Origin of the sequence: Methylobacterium currus (assembly GCF_003058325.1) — a bacterium.
GTDB classification, from domain to species: domain Bacteria; phylum Pseudomonadota; class Alphaproteobacteria; order Rhizobiales; family Beijerinckiaceae; genus Methylobacterium; species Methylobacterium currus.
In genome coordinates this window covers 1,549,757-1,568,181 of the sequence record NZ_CP028843.1, presented here as the reverse complement: position 1 = coordinate 1,568,181, position 18,425 = coordinate 1,549,757, and the positions used below count along the sequence as shown (strand labels likewise).

Here is an 18,425-nt window from a genome sequence, read left to right as displayed (position 1 = left end):
ACGTTGCCCGGTGCGGGATCTCGCCCGCCCTACGCCCCGGCGAGGCCGTCGAGCGCCCGCATCGCCGCCTCGGGCAGCTCCAGCGACGCCGCGGCCAGGTTCTCCCGCAGGTGCACCCGCGACGAGGTGCCGGGAATGAGCAGGAGGTTGGGCGACCGGCGCAGCAGCCAGGCGAGCGCCACCTGCATCGGCGTCGCGTCGAGGCTCCGGGCGATCTCCGACAGGCCCTGCGACTGGATCGGGCTGAAGCCGCCCAGCGGGAAGAACGGCACGTAGGCGGTCCCGTCGGCCGCCAGCGCGTCGACGAGGGCGTCGTCGGCGCGGTGGACGAGGTTGTAGTGGTTCTGCACGCAGGCGATCGGAGTGAGGCCTCGCCCCTCGGCGACCTGGGCGGCGGTGACGTTGCTGAGCCCGATCCGGCGGATCAGCCCCCGGCGCCGGAGGTCGGCCAGGACCTCGAGGGCCGCCGCGAGCGAGCCCTCGGCCGGCCCGTGCACGCTGAACATCGCCCGCAGGTTGACCACGTCGAGCACGTCGAGGCTGAGATGGCGCAGGTTGTCGTGCACCGCCTTGGTCAGCGCCTCGGCCGAGAAGGCCGGGTTCCACGACGCGTCCGGCCCCCGCACGGCGCCGACCTTGGTGACGATCACGAGGTCGTCCGGATACGGGTGCAGGGCCTCGCGGATGATCTCGTTGGTGACGTGGGGGCCGTAGAAGTCGCTGGTGTCGATGTGGGTGACGCCCTGCGCCACCGCCTCGCGCAGGACCGCCACCGCCTCGTCCCGGTCCTTCGGCGGGCCGAACACGCCCGGCCCGGCGAGCTGCATCGCGCCGTAGCCGAGGCGCCGCACGCGCCGATCGCCCAGGGCATAGGTGCCCGCATTCTCGATCCCGCTCATGATCCGTCTCCTCGCTCGATGACGAGACGGATCTAGACGCCGCGCAACTGCGCGATAAGACGGTACAATCCGGACAGGCTGTGCGGGATGGCGAACAATGACGGTGGATCCCAAGGCGGCGGATTTGGGGGACCTGGCCGCCTTCGTGGCGGTGGCGGAGGCCGGTGGCTTCCGCGAGGCGGCGCGGATCCGTGATACCGGCGCCTCCACCTTGAGCGAGGCGGTGCGCCGGCTCGAGGCGGGGTTCGGCGTCCGGCTCCTCCACCGCACGACCCGCAGCGTCGCGCCGACCGAGGCCGGGGCGCGGCTGCTCGAGCGGCTCAAGCCCGCCCTCGGCGAGGTCGCGGCGGCCCTCGACGTGGTCAACGGTTTTCGCGATCGCCCGGCCGGCACCTTGCGCCTCAACGTGCCGGTGAGCGCGGCGCGGCTGGTGCTGCCCGGAATCGTCCCGCCCTTCCTCGCGGCCTATCCGGACATCCACCTCGACGTGGTCGCCGAGGACGGCTTCGTCGACGTGCTGGCGGCGGGCTGCGATGCCGGCATCCGCTACGAGGAGCGCCTGGAGCCGGACATGATCGCGGTGGCGATCGGTCCGCGCATGCAGCGTTACGCCACCGCCGCGGCGCCGGCCTATCTCGACCGGCGCGGGCGCCCCGCGCATCCGCGCGACCTCCTGGACCATGCCTGCCTGCGCGGCCGCTTCGCCAGCGGCGCGATGACGGAATGGGAATACGAGCGCGACGGCGAGACCGTGCGGATCGAGCCGAATGGGCCGCTCACCGTGCGGGTCGGCACCGCGACCGACCTCGCGGTCGAGGCGGCGCTGGCGGGTGTCGGCATCGTCAGCCTGTTCGAGGACTGGCTGCGGCCGCATCTCGACAGCGGGGCGCTCGAACCCGTCCTGGAGCCGTGGTGGCCGCGCTTCTCCGGGCCGTTCCTGTACTACCCGGGCCGGCGCTACCTGCCGGCGCCGCTGCGGGCCTTCGTGGACTTCGTGCGCCTCACAAAACTCCCGCTGCGCTGACGCCGCCACAGCGAGCGCCGACGGCGGTCGGGAGGTTTGTGAGAGACACTTCTTCGGAACGCAACGGGGATGAGCGCCCTGCCCTACGCCCGCCCCTCGGTCTCCCGCGCCAGCGCGTCCACCACCGCGGCGATGCCGGCCGCGTCCGCGCCGTCCTCGCCCCGCGCCGTGGCGTAAGTCCCGCGCTGGCGGTCGGCGCTGGTGCCGTCGCGGGCGATGCGGCGGGCCCCGTCGAGGGCCTCCGTGCAGCCGAGATCCGCCGCATCCTCGGCGACCAGCGCCAGCACGGCCTCCAGGGCCTCGCCGTAGGGCACCGCGCGGCCCGCCTCGGCGTCGATCAGGGCGGCGCGCACGCCGTCGCGCTGGGCCCGCCACAGGTTCTCGCGGATCACCGCCCGGGCGACCCCGTCGAGTCCGGCATGGAGGTCGGGACGGCGCTCGGCGGCGCGCACGAGGCAGCGATAGAGGCCGGCGATCGCTAACCCGTCCTCGACCCGGGTGCAGCTGTCGGCGATGCGCAGCTCCAGCGTCGGGTAGCGGATCGAGGGCCGCAGGTGCCACCACAGGAAGCTCGCGTCCTGGATCGCCCCGGCCCGAATCATCACCGCGACGTAGCGCTCGAACTCCTGGCTGCCGGAGAACAGGTCGGGCAGGCCGGTGCGCGGCATCTCGCCGAACACGCTGAGGCGGTAGCCGCACAGGCCGGTGTCGCGCCCCTCCCAGAACGGCGAGGAGACGGACAGCGCCAGCAGCACCGGCAGGACCGGCAGCAGCCGGTTCATCAGGTCGACCCGGTCGTCGGGCCGCGCCACCTCGACATGGACGTGCATGCCGCTCACCAGGGTGCGCTGACCCACCATCCGCACCTCGTCGAGGATGCCGTGGTAGCGCGTGCCGTCGGTCGGGCGTTGCGCGTCCCAGGCGGCGCCCGGATGGGTGCCGGCACCGAAGACCAGGATCCCGTGCGCCCGCCCGATCTCGGCGAGGCCCCGGCGCAAGGACGCGAGCCCGGCCCGGGCCTCCTCGAGGGTCGTCGCCGGCGGCGTCGCGATCTCGATCTGGCTCTGCAGCAATTCGCGCTCGGCCGCCGGCAGCAGCGCCTTGGCGGCGGCGTGGAAGCCGCGCACGCCGCTCCGGGGTGTTCCGCGGGTCGTGGCATCCGCCAGGAAGAACTCCTCCTCGATGCCGAAGCGGTAGGCGGGAGCGGTCATGGATGGGGGTTCTCCGAGGAGCGTGAGGATATAGCGGCCGGTCACCCGGCGGCCACGGTGTCAGCCCCGCCCGGCCCAGAGCGCCAGAACGACGAGGGCGAGAACCAGGGCCGCCAGGCCCGCCCACGCCACCGCCCGGTGCGCGCCGCCCCCGGCCGGCCCGGGTGCCGCTGCGCGGGGGCGCGGAGCGGGAGCGGGAGCGGCCGTCGCGGCGGGCGGCGACTCAAGGGCGGGCGCGGCCCCCTCGGCCGGCTTCGGCTCCGGCTCCGGCAGCCGGACCGTGCCGGCGGGCGGCAGCGGGCGGCCGGATAGCAGCGAATCGTCGGGATCGACCGGGATTCCGGCCTCCTCCAGCTCGATCAGCACCATCGCGATGTCCTCGGCGCTCATCCGGTCCACCGGCAGGGCCCGGCGCAGGTCGTCGGGGGTCAGGCCGCCCTGGCTGCGGCCGAGGGTGACCAGGCGGTCGAGGGTGGCGCGGTCGAAGGCGGCCTGCATGATGCGGCTCCGTGTCTCGTCTGTGCCAACGCGCACCCGGCCGCACGCGTTTCCCCGTCACGCTCGCGCCCAGATGGGATAGGACAAGCATCAGGCTCCCGCTGCCCGTCGGGACCACCCGAACCCAGGCGAGCCATGACCGCGCATCCGTCCCACGTCCGTCCGGCGCCCGAGGGGCCGCGGCCGGTCCTCGCCCGGATCACGCCGCCGGCGCGGCCGCTCGGACCGTGGCGCTTCCTGCGGACCGTCGTGCGCAACCCGCTCGAGGCCTGGCCCGAGACGATCTACCGGGAGCCGCACTACACCTCCGAGTTCCTCGGCACGTCCAGCCTGTTCGTGATGGCCCCGAACCTGATCCGGCGGGTGATGGTGGACGAGGCCGACGCGTTCGAGAAATCGGAGGTTCTGCGCCGCGCCCTCTCCCCGGCCCTCGGCGACGCGATCCTGACCGCCGACGGCGCGCGCTGGCGCTGGCAGCGCCGGGCGGCGGCGCCGATCTTCCGGGCCGAGCGCATCCGCAGCTTCGTGCCGGCGATGATCGCCGCCGCCGAGCGCACCCGCGACGCCCTGGCGGCCGGCGCCAGCACCGGCAACGGCGCCGAGATCGACATCGCCCAGACGATGATGCGCACCACCTTCGAGATCATCGTCGAGACGATGCTCTCGGGGCACGGCCGGATCGACGCCGCCCGGGTCGAGCAGGGCATCACCGACTACCTCGAATCGACCAGCTGGGTCTTCGCCCTCACGCTGCTGCGGGCGCCGGCCTGGATGCCGTTCCCGGGCCGGTCCAAAGCCGAGCGGGCGAAGAGCTACCTGCGCGACGAGCTCCTGCGCCTCGCCGGGGAGGGCCGCCGCAACGGCACCGAGGGACGCAACGACCTGATGAGCCTGCTCCTGGCCGCCCGCGACCCGGAGACCGGCCAGGCGATGGACGACCGCGACGTCGCCGACAACCTGCTCACCTTCGTGACCGCCGGGCACGAGACCACGGCGCTGGCCCTCACCTGGGCGTTCTACCTGCTCTCCCACCACCCGGAGAGCGAGGCGCTGATCGCCGCCGAGGTCGAGGCGGCGACCGGGGGCGGGCCGCTGACCGCCGACCACGTCGACGCCCTGCCCTATACCCGTCAGGTGATCCTCGAGGCGATGCGGCTCTACCCGCCGGTGCCGGTGGTGGTGCGGGCAGCCCTCCGCGACGTCGACCTCGACGGGGTCCCGGTCAAGGCCGGCACGCCGATCACCATCCCGATCTACGCCGTGCACCGCCACGCCACCCTGTGGGACGAGCCGGAGCGCTTCGACCCCGCCCGCTTCGCCCCCGAAGCCGTCAAGGCCCGCGACCGCTACGCCTACCTGCCCTTCGCGGCCGGTCCCCGGATCTGCATCGGCATGGGCTTCGCGCTCTCCGAGGCGGTGGCGATCCTGGCGGTGCTGGTCCGCGCACTCCGCTTCTCGCTGCGGCCCGGCACCCTGCCGGTGCTCAAGCAGCGCATCACCTTGCGCCCGGCGGACGGGATGCCGATGCGGGTGACCTTGCGCTGAGAGCGCCTCAAGCCCCCGGGGCCGGGCTCCCGCCCGCGGGCGGGAACCGGCGCGCGAACACGTCCTTGGCGGCGAACAGGCCGTTGAGGGCCGCCGGGAATCCGGCATAGACCGCCATCTGCATGATGATCTCGGTGATCTCCTCGCGGGTGAGCCCGACATTCAGGCCGGCCTCGATATGGACCCGCAGCTGCGGCGCGGCATTGCCCATCGCGGTCAGCGCCGCGATGGTGGCGATCTCGCGGGCGCGCAGGTCCAGGCCCGGCCGGCAATAGATGTCGCCGAACGGGAACTCGAACAGGTAGGTGGCGAAGTCCGGCGCGATGTCCGCGAGCGCCGCGACCACGGCATGCCCGGCCTCGCCGTCGATCTCAGCGAGCGCGCGCCGGCCGCGCTCGAGCCGGCTCCCGCCGTCGTCCAGGGCTTGTGACGTCATCGTCGTCGATCCTCTCGTGTGGCGTCTGATGGGTGCGCTCTTGGGTGCTCTCTTGGGTGCGCTCTTGGATGCGCTCTTGGGGCGCCGCATAGCCGGCGATCTTGCCGTCGAGGGCGAGGAGGCAGGCCTGCAGGTCCGAGACCTGCGCCCGGACGCGGTCGCGATGGCTCTCCAGCAGCGCACGCCGCTCCGCTTCCGTCCCGCGGCCGCCCTCGCGCAGGGCTGCGTAGCGCAGCATGTCGCGGATCGGCATTCCGGTCGTCTTGAGACGCCTCAGGAAGGCGATCCAGGACAGGATGGAGGCGTCGTAGTCGCGCTGGCTCGACCGGTCCCTGCTCGCGTAAGGAAGCAGCCCGATCTTCTCGTAGTAGCGGATGGTGTGGGTCGAGAGTCCGGAATGCCTTGCGAGCTCGCCGATCTTCATGAGGCGACCGCCCTCCGTCCAGGATGGTGGCGACGCTACAGGTTCGAGCGCACTCGAAGTCAAGGCCGGATCACGCATGCCGCCGCGGATGCCGCCGCGAGGCGCGCCGCACCGGAAAGCCGGGATCACGCCGTCGGGGCCCCCGCCCTCCGCCGCCCCGCCGGCTTCGCCCGGTCGGCGGCCTCCGCCGCCGCGCAGGCCCGTCGCGCCCAGGCCAGGAACTCCTCCGGCTCGTCGCTGAGCCGGTCCGGCGCCTGCCAGTAGCTGGCGATGGTCGTCGTCCGGCCGCCTTGGGTCGCGTAGGAGAACGGCGCGCCGCCCTCGGCCGCGAAGGCGTCGGTCTCCTCGGGGGCGGCCTTCAGGTAGAGGGCGCCCCGCGCGACGAGCCCGAACATCAGGCCGTCGCGAAAGATCCCGAGCCCGCCGAACATCCAGCGGATCGCGACGCCGCCCAGCGGCGCCAGCATCTCCTCCAGGAAGGCGCGGTCGCCGCTTTCCATGATTCGCCTCCATGATTCACCTTTGGGACCGACGGCCGAGCTTCGCCGCCCGGCGCCGCACCGGCAAGCCCGGCCGGTCGTCGCCGCGCGCGGGTCAGTTCCGCAACGTCATCGCGGCGGCAGGCGGGTGATCCGGCAAGATCTTGCATCCCGGACCGGGCCTCGGCCAGCGAGGGTCGCCGTTGAACCAGTAAAATTCCACCCCGTGCGACTGTCCGGAACGCGGCCGTAATGCTCGGGTGAGCCGGGGCCGCATCGCGAGATGGCCGGGAACACGGCCTAGGCCGGTGGTGATTTCATCCGCCTGTCACGAAACCGCCCGATGACGCGCCGGTCTCGACACACCCGGCGGATTCCTTGACCCACGTCCTCGACACGATTCCGGCAGGCCACAAGGCTCCGGCCGCCCGCGCGGCCGAACCGCCCGCGGACCGGCGGCCCTGGGCCGGCCTGCTGCTGCCGCTGGCCCTGCTGAGCCCCTCCCTCGTCTTCCTCGCCCTGTTCACCTATTGGCCGGTGGTCGAGGTTCTGTGGGACGCGACCCACGCGGCGACGCGCCGGGGCACCCGCTTCGTGGGCTTCGCCAACTTCGCCGCGCTCTTCGCCGACCCGAGCTTCCAGCGGGCGCTCCTCAACAACGCCCTCTACGCGGTGGGCACGGTGGTGCCGAGCCTGGTCCTGGCGCTGGCCTTCGCGCTGGCGCTCAACGGCGCCGGCCGGGTGCGGGCGCTGATGCGGGCCGTGTTCTTCCTGCCGGTGATGATCCCGCTCGTCGCGGCGGCCGCGCTGTTCCTGTTCCTGTTCCTGCCGGGGATCGGGCTCATCGACCACCACCTCGCCCGGCTCGGGCTCAACGGCGCCAACTGGCTCGGCGACCCCGACCTGGCGCTCGCCGCCATCACGGTGCTCACCGTGTGGAAGAATGCCGGCTACTACATGCTGTTCGTGCTGGCCGGCCTGCAGGCGATCCCCGACGAGGCCCGGGAAGCCGCGCTCCTCGACGGCGCCGGCCCGTGGCAGCGCCTGCTCTACGTGACGCTGCCGGCGCTCCGCCCCACCTTCGCCTTCGTCGGGGTGATCGCGCTCCTCAACGCGGTGACGCAGGTCGACCACGTCTTCGTGCTGACCAAGGGCGGTCCCTCGGACGCGACGAAGCTCCTGCTGTTCTACATCTACGAGCAGGCCGCCGAGCGCTACGATGCCGGCCGCGCCGCCGCCGCCACGGTGGTGACCCTGAGCCTCCTCGCGGCGCTGACCGCCCTGTCGCTCAGCCGGTCCCAAGGCCCGGAGGCGGCCCGATGAGCGCACCGACGAGCCCCCTTGCCGGGCCGGTGACCCGCGAGGTCACGCCCCGCATCGCCCGGATGGTCGTCGCCGGCCTCGCCCTCGTCTGGGCGGTGCCGTTCTGGTGGATGCTGGTGGCGGCGTTCCGGCCGGCCGGCTCGGCAGCGGATGCCTCCCTCCTGCCCTCCCCGACCCCGACGCTGGCCAACTTCGCCGAGGCCTGGGCCTCGGCCGACTTCCCGCTCTACTTCCTCAATTCGGCTGTCATCTGCGCCGGCATCCTCGCGGTGCAGCTCGTCACGGCCTCGCTCGCCGGCTACGTCTTCGCCCGGCTCGAATTCCCGGGTCGCGGGGTCCTGTTCGGCCTGTTCCTGGTCCAGCTGATGCTGGTGCCGGTGGTGCTGCTGGTGCCGAACCTGAAGACCATCGCGGCCCTCGGCCTCTACGACACCCTGCCGGGCGTGATGGCGCCCTATTGCGCCACCGCCTTCGGCACCTTCCTGATGCGCCAGAGCTTTCGCGAGGTGCCGCGGGAGCTCGAGGACGCCGCGATGATCGACGGCGCCGGCTGGTGGGCGCGCATCCGCCTCATCTACCTGCCGCTGACCAAGCCCGCCCTGGTCGCCTTCTCGATCGTGTCGGTCACCAGCCACTGGAACGAGTTCCTGTGGCCGCTGATGGTCATCAACTCCCCCGACCGGCGGCCCCTCACCCTGGGTCTCGCGAGCTTCACGCTCAGCGCCGAGGGCATGCAGGCCTGGGGGCTGATCGCGGCCGGCACCTTCCTGGTCAGCCTCCCGCTGCTCGCTGCCTTCCTGATCTTCCAGCGCCGGTTCGTGAACAGCTTCCTCGCCTCCGGCATCAAGTAGAGGACAACGACATGATCTCCTGGTGGAAGGGCGCCGCCCTCGCCCTCGTGGCGGCGGTGGGCCTCGCCGCGCCGCGCGCCGCGCACGCGACCGATATCGAGCTGTTCTTCCCCGTCCCGGTCGACGGGGCGCTCGCCCGCAACATGACGGGCCTGATCAAGGAGTTCAACGACTCCCACCCGGACATCAAGGCGGTTCCGGTCTTCACCGGCTCCTACGACGACACGCTCCTGAAGACCCGCGCGGCGATCAAGGCCGGCAAGCCGCCGGCCGCCGTGATCATGTCGGCGAACTTCCTCACCGACCTCGCCATCGAGCGCGAGATCGCGCCGATGGACGACCTGATCGGCAAGGACGGCAAGAGCCAGGACGCCTTCATGGGCCAGTTCTTCCCGGCGCTCCTCCCCAACGCCGTGATCGACCGCAAGGTCTACGGCGTGCCGTTCCACAACTCGACCCCGCTGCTCTACATCAACGCCGACCACTTCAGGCAAGCCGGCCTCGACCCGGACAAGCCGCCGCGGACCTGGGCCGAGCTGTACGACGCCGCCCGCAAGCTGACCAAGCGCGAGGGCGACCGCACCACCCGCTGGGGCCTGATGATGCCCTCGAACTACGATTACGGCGGCTGGATCCTCGAAGCCCTGACCATGTCGAACGGCGGGCGCTACTACAACGAGGAGTATGGCGGCGAGGTCTATTACGACACCCCGACGATGCTCGGCGCCCTCACCTTCTGGTCGGACCTCGTCCACAAGGCCAAGGTGCACCCGGCCGGCGAGCAGAAGGGGCCGGCGGTGACCGGCGCGTTCCTGGCCGGCCAGGCCTCGATGATGATCATCTCGACGGGCTCGCTCACCTTCATCCGCGACACCGCCAAGTTCCCGTTCCGGGTCGCCTTCGTGCCGATGAACGTGCGCCAGGCGGTGCCGATCGGCGGCGCCTCGCTGGTGCAGCCCACCGGCCTCTCGGAGGAGAAGCGCGCCGCCGGCTGGACCCTGATCCAGTGGCTGACCTCGCCGGAGAAATCGGGCTGGTGGAGCCGCGCCACGGGCTACTTCGCCCCCAACAAGGCCGCCTACGACCTGCCCGAGATGAAGGCCTTCCTGGAGAAGAACCCCGACGCGAAGATCGCCGTCGACCAGCTCGCCAACGCCAAGCCGTGGTTCGCCACCTACCGCACCGTGCCGGTGCGCAAGGCGATCGAGGACGAGCTGCAGGCCGTGCTCTCGGCCAAGCGCCAGCCCAAGGAGGCGCTCGCCGCCGCCCAGAAGGCCGCCGACGCCCTGATGCGTCCCTACGTCGAGGACACCGCCCTGCGCCTGCCCGGCGCCGAGTAAGGCCCCCTTACCTGAACGCGCCCACCGCCGGTCCGGCGGCGGGCGCCCTCCTCATCGGATCGCCGCCATGCTCATCGCCCAGATCACCGACCTGCACGTGCGCCCCCGCGGGCTGCCGGCCTACCGGGTCTCCGAGACCAACAGGATGGTCGCCCGCGCGGTGGCCCATCTCCTCGCCCTCGATCCCCGGCCCGACCTGGTGCTGATCTCCGGCGACCTCACCGATTGCGGCCTGCCTGAGGAATACGAGGCGCTGCGCGGCCTCCTCGCCCGCCTGCCGATGCCGGTCTACGCCGTGCCCGGCAACCACGACCGGCGCGAAGCCTTCCGCGAGGTACTGCCGGCGGCCTGGATGCCCGGCGCCACCGAGGGCTTCGTCCAGTACACGGTGGAGGATCACCCGGTCCGCCTGATCGCCCTCGACACGCTGGTGGCGGGCGCGAGCCACGGCGCCCTGTGCGGGGAGCGCCTCGGCTTCCTCGAGCGGGCGCTCGCCGGCGGGGACGGGCGGCCGACCCTGGTGTTCATGCACCACCCGCCCTTCGAATGCGGCCTCGTCCATATGGACCACATCCGGCTCCTCGACGGCGAGGCGGCGTTCCGGCGGCTGATCGGGGCTCAGACCTGCATCGAGCGGATCCTGTGCGGCCACCACCACCGGCCGATCCTGACCCGCTACGCCGGCACGATCGCGCAGATCGCCCCCAGCGTCACCCACCAGGTCGCCTTCGACCTGACGCCGGACCACGAGGGCGCCCTGGTCTTCGAGCCGCCGGCCTACCTGCTGCACCGCTACACGCCGGAGACCGGGATCGTGACCCACATGGTCTATGTCGAGGCGTTCGACGGGCCGTACCCGTTCGTGCTGGACGCCGCGTATCCGGGGCAGCACTGAGCCGAGCCGCGAAGGACCGCCGCGTCCGGGGCCGGGAAACGGTCGAGGAAGCGGCGCGCCCGCGGCAGCGCGTCGTGCAGGAACTGGCCGGGCTCCCGCAGCCGGAGCCCGGCAAAGCCCAAGGATCTCTCATCGGAGACGAGGACGTCGCGCGGCAGGGACACCAGCGTGGCATCCCATCCGGGCCAGAACCGGCCGGCGCGCCGCCGCGTATGGGCCAGATAGCGGCTGCGATCCGCGTCGCCGTGATCGTCGAACACCCACGTGTCCGTCGCCACGACGATGTGGTTGCCCGTGTGGCCCGCGGCAGGCCGGATCCACAGCGCCGCCGCCTGGCCGCGATCCTCCTGGCCGCGATGCCCGTATCGTTCCAGGAAGGCGTAAGCCAGGATGTGGCAGGCGCCGCAGGCGAAGAAGACCCGGTCGGGCAAGGCCCAGCGCTGCACCTGGTTCTTCTTGGAATAGCCCGGCGTTCTGATCCGATACATCGGCAACACCGGAGCTGCCCGTGGCGGGCGCCCCCGATTGGAGGCACCCGCCGGATTTGCGTCAGCTGTTCTTCAGCGCCACCCGGTACTGGCCTTGCGTCTTGGCCCGCACCTCCTCCTCGGTGACGCCGTCGGCCAGCTCGACCAGGCTCATGCCGCCGTCACCCTTCTTGTCGATGGTGAAGACGCCGAGATCGGTGATCACCATGTCGACCACGTGGGTGCCGGTGAGCGGCAGGTCGCAGGCCTCGAGGAGCTTCGGGGATTCCGAGCCGTCCTTGCCCTTGGCGACGTGCTCCATCACCACGACGACCTTCTTGACGCCGGCGACGAGGTCCATCGCGCCGCCCATCCCCTTCACCATCTTGCCGGGGATCATCCAGTTGGCGAGGTCGCCGTTCTGGGCCACCTGCATGGCGCCGAGGATCGAGAGATCGATGTGCCCGCCGCGGATCATCCCGAACGAATCGGCCGACGAGAAGTAGCTCGTGGTCGGCAGTTCGGTGATGGTCTGCTTGCCGGCATTGATGAGGTCGGGGTCCTCCTCGCCCTCGTAGGGGAACGGGCCCATGCCCAGCATCCCGTTCTCGGACTGGAGCTGCACCGACATGCCGTCGGGGATGTAGTTCGACACCAGCGTCGGAATGCCGATGCCGAGATTGACGTAGAAGCCGTCCTCGAGCTCGCGGGCGGCGCGGGCCGCCATCTGGTCGCGCGTCCAGGCCATGGGGGTCTCCTCTCTCGCTCGTTAGATGGCGCCGCCGCCCGTCGGGGCGGGCGCGGGCTCGGCGTTCGGCGCGGCTTCCGCCCGCTTGCGGGTGGTGCGCTGCTCGATGCGCTTCTGGGCGTTCGGGACGTGGATCATCCGCTTCACGAACACGCCGGGCGTGATGATGTGGTCGGGGTCGATCTCGCCCGGCTTCACCAGGTGCTCGACCTGCGCGACGGTCATGCGCGAGGCGGTGGCCATCATCGGGTTGAAGTTGCGGGCGGTCTTCCGGTAGACGAGGTTGCCCTCGGTATCGCCCTTCCAGGCGTGGACCAGCGAGACGTCGGCGAACAGGCCGCGCTCCATCACGTAGGTCTCGCCGTCGAACTCCCGGGTCTCCTTGCCCTCGGCGATCAGGGTGCCGACGCCGGTCTTGGTGAAGAAGGCCGGGACGCCGGCGCCGCCGGCGCGGATGCGCTCGGCCAGCGTGCCCTGCGGGTTGAACTCGATCTCGAGCTCGCCGGCGAGGTACTGCTTGGCGAAGGTCTTGTTCTCGCCGACATAGGACGAGATCATCTTGGCGATCTGGCGCGTCTCGAGCAGCACGCCGAGGCCGACGCCGTCGATGCCGGCATTGTTCGAGATGACCGTGAGGTTCTTGGCACCGCTCTCGCGCACCGCGTCGATGAGGACGTCGGGAATGCCGCAGAGGCCGAAACCGCCGGCCATGATCGTCATGCCGTCCCGCAGGACGCCCGCCAGGGCGGCCGTGGCGTCGGGGTATACCTTCTTCATCCCTCGTTTCCCCAAATTCTGGTGCCGCCGGAGCGCGTGCGCTCTCGTTTCCCGCACGGATGCGGCGCCTCGCCGCCCTGTTTAGCATCGTTGCGCCGCCGCACCACCGGGCGGCGGCAGGAAAATGTCCCGGCGACAATGTCCCGGGGGGAGAGGCCGCATGCGGGGTCGCCAACCCTGCCGGCGGGAAAATCCTGCCGGGGAGACAAGCCGTGCGCGAGGGATTATAGGGGGAGCCGGGAAGGCGTATGCCGCCGGCGGGTCCGAGACGGCCGGCCGGAGCGGCGGCCCGGGGGGGCGCACGAGTTCTCGTCCACGCCGGCAGCCGGAGAGCGATGTCGCGCCGAACCACCCTGGCCCTGAGCGGCGCCGCCGTCGCGGCGCTCGCGGTTGCGGGCGCCTCCCTGTCCTGGACGATCGCGGCGCCGCGGGCGGCCGCCTTCGCGGAGCGGGACCTGGCGCGGCGCTACGGCCTCGGCCTCACGGTCGCCGGACCCGCCACCCTGACGCTGCTGCCGGCCCCGCGCCTGACCTTCTCCGGGGTACGGCTGCGCCGCGGCGGCCACGACCTCGTCGCGAGCGAGGGCCTGCAGGTGCAGCTCGGCCTCGCCGGGCTCCTCGCCGGACGGGCCGAGATCACCGGCCTCGTCCTCGAGCGGGCCCGGATCGCCCTCCCGGAGGGGGCGGACCGGGACTGGGCCGAACCGGCGGCCCGGCTCGCCGCGCGGGCCGCCGCCGGACGGGGCCGGCACCTGCGCCGCCTCGTCCTCGTCGACGCGACGCTCTCCTTACGCGATCCCCGCACCGGCCATCGCGAGACGGTCACCGGCCTCAACCTGGTGGCGAACTGGCCCCGCCCGACCGCCGGGCTCGACCTCTCCGCCGCCTTCACCTGGCGCGGCGTGCCGGCGACCCTGGCCCTGTCGGGCCTGCGCCCGCGCGAACTCGCGGCCGGCGCCGAGTCCCCGGTCGCCGCCGCCCTGACCTGGACCGGGGCGGACACGGCAGGACGCCGCGCCACGGTCGCGGGCAGCGCCGAGATCGAGGGCAGCCTGACCTGGGCCGACGAGACACCGAAGGACGGGCCGGCGAAGGAGGCCTCCGCGACGGAGACCGCGAAGGGAGGCCCGCGCCTGTCGGGCCAGGCCCGCTTCGCCACAGCCGCCCTGCCCGCCACCCTGGCCTGGCTCGGGATCGCGCCCGGCCCCGCGGCCCTGACCGGCCCGGTGAGCCTCGACGGTCGCTTCCTCGCCCGCCCCGGCGGGGTGGAATGGCCCACGATCCGGGTGCGGGTCGGCGACAACCAGCTCGAAGGCGCGGGCGCCGCATCCCTGGTCCGGGGGCGGCTCGCCGTCACCGGCACGCTGGCGGCCGAGCAGCTCGACCTCTCGGGCCTCTTGACCGGGACGGGCCTCTTGACCGGGACGGGGCTCGTGCCGGAGGCGGGTCTCTCGCCCGAGGCGGCGCCCGGCGGCTGGAGCCGGTCACCGCTCGCCCTCGACGGGATCACGAGCGGCGACCTCGACCTGCGCCTCTCCGCAGCCTCCGCCCGCCTCGGCCCGGTGGAGGCGCAGGACGTCGCCGCCGGCCTCCTGGTGCGCGACGGCACCCTGGAGGCGACGCTCGGACGGGCCACCGTGCAGGGCGGCACCGTCAAGGGGCGGGCCGCGCTCGCGTCCCTGCCGGCCGGCATCGATGCCCGCCTCCAGGGCAGCGCCGACCGGATCGACCTCGGCGGCCTCTTCGCCGATCTCGGCTGGCCGCGCTGGATCCTCGGCCGGGCGCAAGGATCGGTCGCCCTCGACGGCGCCGGATCGAGCCTCGCCGACCTCGTCGGGCGCCTCGCCGGCCGGGCCGCCGCCACGGTCGAGGGCGGGGAGATCTTAGGCGTGAACCTCGCCGACCTCGCCCAGCGCCCCGAGACCGCCGCCACCGCCCTGCGCCGGGGCGGCCGCACCCATTTCGAGCGCGCCCGGGTCAGCCTGACGGTGAGCGACGGCGTCGCGGAGATCGGCCAGGGCCAGCTCCGCGGCGCAGCCCTCGCCGCGAGCCTCGGCGGCCGGATCTTCCTCGCCGAGCGGCGCCTGGGCGCCGAGGCCCGGATCGATCCCGGGCCCGACGGACGGGCGGGCGGGAGCTTCGCCATCGAGGGGCCCTGGCTGCGCCCGAGCCTCCGGCCGCTCACCGCCCGCACGCTGCCGCCCGCGACCCTGCCGGCCGCCGCCAGCGCCTACGCGCCCTGAGCAGACCCCCCGACCCACCGAGGAGTGCCCGTGACGCCGTCTCCCAAGCGCCCGCGGCCATCTGAGAAGCGCCCGCGGCCATCTCACAAGCGCCCGCGGCCATCTGAGAAGCGCCTGCGGCGCCGCGCCGCCCTGTGGGCCGGGGCCCTCGCCGGCCTGGCCGCCCTGCCCTGCGCCGGCGCGCCGGCCCAACCGGCTCCCGCCCCGGTCCCCGCCCCTGCGCCGGCCCCTGCCCCGCCGGAGGCGCCGCCCGCCGCGCCGGGTCCGGGCGGCTTCCCGGCGCTCCCGGCGACGCCCTTCTTCCGGGTCGTGCCCATGAACGAGGCCCGGGCCATCGGGTTCTTCACCAGCCTGTTCCCGGATTGCTCGGTCCAGGGGCCGGTGGTGGCCCGCCTCGTCGAGGGGCCGAAGCACGGCAGCGTGCGCTTCACGGCGGAAGCCTCGTTCCCGCGCTACGCCCCCTCGTCGCCGCTCGCCCCCTGCAACACCCGGAAGGTCGAGGGCCTGAAGATGATCTTCGAGGCCGCCGAAGGGTACGAGGGGCTCGACGCCTACCGGGTGCTGCTCATCAACCCCGACGGCTCGGCCACCACCCTCGACGTCAAGGTGTCGATCCGCTGACCTTGCCGCTGACCTCGCCGCTGACCTCCCGCAGGAGATCGTCCACGCAGGCCGGCACCGCCTGCGTGGCCGGGCCGTAGGTGGCCTCCGTGAACAGGCCGGCTGTGTCGGAGGGGGCGAGGTTGATCTCGTGGGTCGGGATCCCGGCTTCTCGTGCCCGCGCCACGAAACCCGCCGCCGGGTAGACCGCCCCGGAGGTGCCGATCGCGACGAACAGGTCGGACTCGTCGAGGGCCGCCGCGATGGCCTCGAGATGGCGCGGCACCTCGCCGAACCAGACCACGTCCGGGCGCATCCCGCCCCGCCGCCCGCAGGCCGGGCAGGCCGTGTCGACGGAGAGGTCCTCCGCCCAGGGGCGGCCCGCGCCGCAGGCGGTGCAGCGCGCCCGCATCAGCTCGCCATGCATGTGGATGACCGCCCGGGAGCCGGCGCGCTCGTGCAGGTCGTCGACGTTCTGGGTGCACAGGAAGAGCCGGCCGCCGCTCGCGGCAAGGCCCGCCTCCAGGCGCGCGAGCGCCGCGTGGGCGGCGTTGGGCGCCGCCTCCCGCACCCCCTGCCGGCGCAGGTTGTAGAAGGCGTGGACCTCCTCGGGCTCGTCGGCGAAGGCCTCGGGCGTGGCGAGCCGCATCGGGTCGAATCGCCGCCACAGCCCGCCCGGATCCCGGAAGGTGCCGAGCCCGCTCTCGGCCGAGATCCCGGCCCCGGTAAGCACGAAGACCTTCACGCGCGTCCCTCCCGCCCGGGTCGCGATTCGGCCGATGACTGGGACACGATTGTGTCAAAGCTCGCGCCGGCATTGTTCTGGCGGGCACGAGACCATCGCCATGCCGTCACTGTGACCTCCGTTGAGACTTTATCAATTCTTGGCATGGACAATTCCCGTCACCCATCCTAAGTGAGGATCGTGCCCGCGCGCATGGCCGCGGGCGACTGATTCCGAACAGATCGCTTCAGGACATTCAATGACGCGCCACCGCGCGAGACCGTCATTCACGGTCGAGATCAAGCGCAGCCGCACCTCACCCCTGCCCGACGGCGAGCGGCCCCAGAGCGAGCGCCCCGCCAGCAAGCCCCCGGCGGGCTTTTCAAAGCCCCCGGCGGGATTGCCCAATCCGGCAGCGGGCCTCTTCAAGGCCCCGGCAGGCCCCTCGAAGCTGTCGGCGAACGCGCCCGCTCCGAGCGAGCCCGAGAGCCGGCCTCCCTCCCCCGGCCGCAACCTCTGGGCCGGGACCGGCCTCCTGGAGGAGGCCGCCGCCGCGACCCAGTCCGGCCGCTTCGACCCGCCGGACCTCCCGATCTTCGGCAAGGCTCCCGCCGACAAGGTGGCGGCCGACAAGGATGCCGCACCGCAGGCCACCGCCAAGCAAGCCGCGGCGAAGCAGAGCACGGCCAAGCGCGTCCTGCCGAGCCTGATCGCCCCGCCGGAGCCCGAGCCCGAGCCGGAGGTCGCGCCCGAGCCCGAGCCCAAGCTGCCCCGGGTCCGCCGCTACCGCGCCGCCGAGCCGGCGCCCCGCCGCACCGCCGGCCCGCGCCCGGCCTTCGTGTGGCCCGAGGACTGGCCCGACGAGGCCCCGATCCAGACCCCCGCGCCGATCACCGTGCCGCCCCGGTCCCAGGACCGGATCGAGCTTCCGAAGACCGAGGCTGCGCCGCAGGCCTCGGACGATGGTGAGACTCGGGATGGCGAGAACCGGGCCGGCGAGATCCGCCCGCGGGTGAAGCGCCGCGCCGGCGACGAGGACCTGCGCATCGGCCAGCGCTGGAAGCGCCGGCTGCCCCGCGTGTGCTGGTAACGGACCGGATCGCGAGTCGGGACGATCGTCTCGCGGGGCTGGACGGTCCGCCGTACCGGCTCGTCATCCTCGATTTCGACGGCACCCTCGCCGACACCTTCCCGTGGTTCGCCCGGGTGCTCCCCGGCGTCGCCGACCGCTACGGCTTCCGCCGTCCGGCCGCGCACGAGGTCGAGTCCTTGCGGGCGCTGGAGGCGCGGGCGGTGCTGCGGCATCTGGGCGTGCCGGGCTGGAAGCTGCCGCTGATCGCCCGCCACATGCGTGCCCTCGCCGCCCGCGACGCGGCGGAGCTCGCGCCCTTCCCGGGAATCCCCGCCCTGCTCGCCCGCCTGCGGGCCGGCGGACTCACCCTGGCGCTCGTCAGCTCGAACCGCGAGGATGTGGTGCGCCGGGTGCTCGGGCCGGGCGGCGCCGGCCTGATCGACCGTTACGCCTGCGGCGCGGCCCTGCTCGGCAAGGCGCGGCGGTTCCGGGCCGTGGCGCGGGACAGCGGCCTCTCCCCGGACCGGATCCTGTGCCTCGGCGACGAGCTGCGCGACCACGACGCCGCGACGCGGGCGGGGCTCGCCTTCGGGGCGGTGACCTGGGGCTACACGCGGGCAGAGGCCCTCGCCGCGGCGGGGCCGACCCACCTGTTCTCCACGCCCGAAGCGGTGGCGGCGGCGCTCCTGCCCGGGATGGCGTGACGCCCACTCGTCGGACTCTGATCGGAAGCCTGGTTGATGGGCTCTCGAAGATTTCGCACCCACCGCGTCATTCCAGGCTCCGCTGTCACGGCCCCGGAATGATACCGCCGCGCCTTCGAACGGACTCGTCCGAAGGCGCTGGCTAAGCCCGAATGGGCGCCGGCG

20 protein-coding genes are annotated in these 18,425 nt (G+C 73.0%); 10 read left to right on the top strand and 10 right to left on the bottom strand.

The features are described 5' to 3' along the window. Positions 1–29: 29 nt before the first annotated feature. Positions 30–899 (bottom strand): aldo/keto reductase family oxidoreductase, encoded by an 870-nt coding sequence (locus tag DA075_RS07205; RefSeq protein ID WP_099952630.1) that lies wholly within the window; start codon positions 897–899, stop codon positions 30–32. A gap of 97 nt (positions 900–996) precedes the next feature. Between DA075_RS07205 and DA075_RS07200 the strand changes: the two genes are divergently transcribed. Further along, positions 997–1,923 (top strand): LysR family transcriptional regulator, encoded by a 927-nt coding sequence (locus DA075_RS07200; protein ID WP_099952629.1) that lies wholly within the window; start codon positions 997–999, stop codon positions 1,921–1,923. A gap of 83 nt (positions 1,924–2,006) precedes the next feature. Here DA075_RS07200 and DA075_RS07195 read toward each other — a convergent pair whose 3' ends face one another. Both DA075_RS07195 and DA075_RS07190 read right to left on the bottom strand, forming a co-directional pair. Beyond that, a complete protein-coding gene (locus tag DA075_RS07195) occupies positions 2,007–3,134 on the bottom strand; it encodes a carboxylate-amine ligase (RefSeq protein ID WP_099952628.1) in 1,128 nt (375 codons plus the stop codon). A gap of 60 nt (positions 3,135–3,194) precedes the next feature. Continuing rightward, complete coding sequence (locus DA075_RS07190) at positions 3,195–3,632, bottom strand: RNA polymerase sigma factor region1.1 domain-containing protein (protein WP_099952627.1); 438 nt, start codon at positions 3,630–3,632, stop codon at positions 3,195–3,197. 135 nt (positions 3,633–3,767) lie between these two features. Here DA075_RS07190 and DA075_RS07185 point away from each other — a divergent pair, with 135 nt between their 5' ends. After that, the gene (locus tag DA075_RS07185; protein ID WP_099952626.1) at positions 3,768–5,177 is read left to right on the top strand and encodes a cytochrome P450; all 1,410 of its coding nucleotides are present in this window, start codon (positions 3,768–3,770) and stop codon (positions 5,175–5,177) included. A gap of 7 nt (positions 5,178–5,184) precedes the next feature. Here the strand turns inward: DA075_RS07185 and DA075_RS07180 are convergent, their stop codons facing one another. The 3 genes from DA075_RS07180 to DA075_RS07170 all read right to left on the bottom strand — a co-directional run bounded on the left by DA075_RS07180 (position 5,185) and on the right by DA075_RS07170 (position 6,537). Then, entirely contained in the window at positions 5,185–5,613 is a 429-nt protein-coding gene (locus DA075_RS07180) for a carboxymuconolactone decarboxylase family protein (RefSeq protein WP_099952625.1), read from the bottom strand. Further along, positions 5,549–6,037, bottom strand: coding sequence for a MerR family transcriptional regulator (locus DA075_RS07175; protein WP_099952624.1), 489 nt, complete (start codon positions 6,035–6,037; stop codon positions 5,549–5,551). Before DA075_RS07175 ends, DA075_RS07180 begins: the two co-directional genes overlap by 65 nt. Positions 6,038–6,162: 125 nt before the next feature. Next, positions 6,163–6,537: a TfoX/Sxy family protein gene (locus DA075_RS07170; RefSeq protein ID WP_244936526.1), complete on the bottom strand. Its 375-nt coding sequence runs from the start codon at positions 6,535–6,537 to the stop codon at positions 6,163–6,165. A gap of 450 nt (positions 6,538–6,987) precedes the next feature. On the opposite strand from DA075_RS07170, the gene DA075_RS07165 reads away from it, so the two are divergent. From DA075_RS07165 to DA075_RS07150, 4 genes are all read left to right on the top strand, one after another. Continuing rightward, positions 6,988–7,839: a carbohydrate ABC transporter permease gene (locus tag DA075_RS07165; RefSeq protein ID WP_232388626.1), complete on the top strand. Its 852-nt coding sequence runs from the start codon at positions 6,988–6,990 to the stop codon at positions 7,837–7,839. Continuing rightward, positions 7,836–8,690 (top strand): carbohydrate ABC transporter permease, encoded by an 855-nt coding sequence (locus DA075_RS07160; protein ID WP_099952623.1) that lies wholly within the window; start codon positions 7,836–7,838, stop codon positions 8,688–8,690. The genes DA075_RS07165 and DA075_RS07160 overlap by 4 nt, the downstream gene beginning before the upstream one ends. Before the next feature lie 11 nt (positions 8,691–8,701). After that, positions 8,702–10,030: an ABC transporter substrate-binding protein gene (locus tag DA075_RS07155; protein ID WP_099952622.1), complete on the top strand. Its 1,329-nt coding sequence runs from the start codon at positions 8,702–8,704 to the stop codon at positions 10,028–10,030. A 67-nt stretch (positions 10,031–10,097) separates the two neighbouring features. After that, entirely contained in the window at positions 10,098–10,925 is an 828-nt protein-coding gene (locus tag DA075_RS07150; protein WP_099952621.1) for a phosphodiesterase, read from the top strand. Here the strand turns inward: DA075_RS07150 and DA075_RS07145 are convergent. From DA075_RS07145 to DA075_RS07135, 3 genes are all read right to left on the bottom strand, one after another. Then, positions 10,859–11,413 (bottom strand): hypothetical protein, encoded by a 555-nt coding sequence (locus DA075_RS07145; RefSeq protein ID WP_174800068.1) that lies wholly within the window; start codon positions 11,411–11,413, stop codon positions 10,859–10,861. The two genes, DA075_RS07150 and DA075_RS07145, sit on opposite strands and share 67 nt — an antisense overlap. Before the next feature lie 61 nt (positions 11,414–11,474). Then, entirely contained in the window at positions 11,475–12,140 is a 666-nt protein-coding gene (locus tag DA075_RS07140; protein WP_099952620.1) for a 3-oxoacid CoA-transferase subunit B, read from the bottom strand. 21 nt (positions 12,141–12,161) lie between these two features. Further along, complete coding sequence (locus DA075_RS07135) at positions 12,162–12,917, bottom strand: CoA transferase subunit A (RefSeq protein WP_099952619.1); 756 nt, start codon at positions 12,915–12,917, stop codon at positions 12,162–12,164. A 335-nt stretch (positions 12,918–13,252) separates the two neighbouring features. Here DA075_RS07135 and DA075_RS07130 point away from each other — a divergent pair, with 335 nt between their 5' ends. Both DA075_RS07130 and DA075_RS36450 read left to right on the top strand, forming a co-directional pair. Beyond that, positions 13,253–15,160 (top strand): AsmA family protein, encoded by a 1,908-nt coding sequence (locus DA075_RS07130; RefSeq protein WP_099952618.1) that lies wholly within the window; start codon positions 13,253–13,255, stop codon positions 15,158–15,160. Positions 15,161–15,190: 30 nt separating this feature from the next. After that, positions 15,191–15,781: a hypothetical protein gene (locus tag DA075_RS36450; RefSeq protein ID WP_164712235.1), complete on the top strand. Its 591-nt coding sequence runs from the start codon at positions 15,191–15,193 to the stop codon at positions 15,779–15,781. Here the strand turns inward: DA075_RS36450 and DA075_RS07115 are convergent. After that, positions 15,762–16,505: an NAD-dependent deacylase gene (locus DA075_RS07115; RefSeq protein ID WP_099952615.1), complete on the bottom strand. Its 744-nt coding sequence runs from the start codon at positions 16,503–16,505 to the stop codon at positions 15,762–15,764. The two genes, DA075_RS36450 and DA075_RS07115, sit on opposite strands and share 20 nt — an antisense overlap. A 238-nt stretch (positions 16,506–16,743) precedes the next feature. Here DA075_RS07115 and DA075_RS07110 point away from each other — a divergent pair, with 238 nt between their 5' ends. Both DA075_RS07110 and DA075_RS07105 read left to right on the top strand, forming a co-directional pair. After that, positions 16,744–17,574: a hypothetical protein gene (locus DA075_RS07110; protein ID WP_099952614.1), complete on the top strand. Its 831-nt coding sequence runs from the start codon at positions 16,744–16,746 to the stop codon at positions 17,572–17,574. After that, positions 17,568–18,260: an HAD hydrolase-like protein gene (locus tag DA075_RS07105; RefSeq protein ID WP_244936602.1), complete on the top strand. Its 693-nt coding sequence runs from the start codon at positions 17,568–17,570 to the stop codon at positions 18,258–18,260. Before DA075_RS07110 ends, DA075_RS07105 begins: the two co-directional genes overlap by 7 nt. Positions 18,261–18,425: the final 165 nt, after the last annotated feature.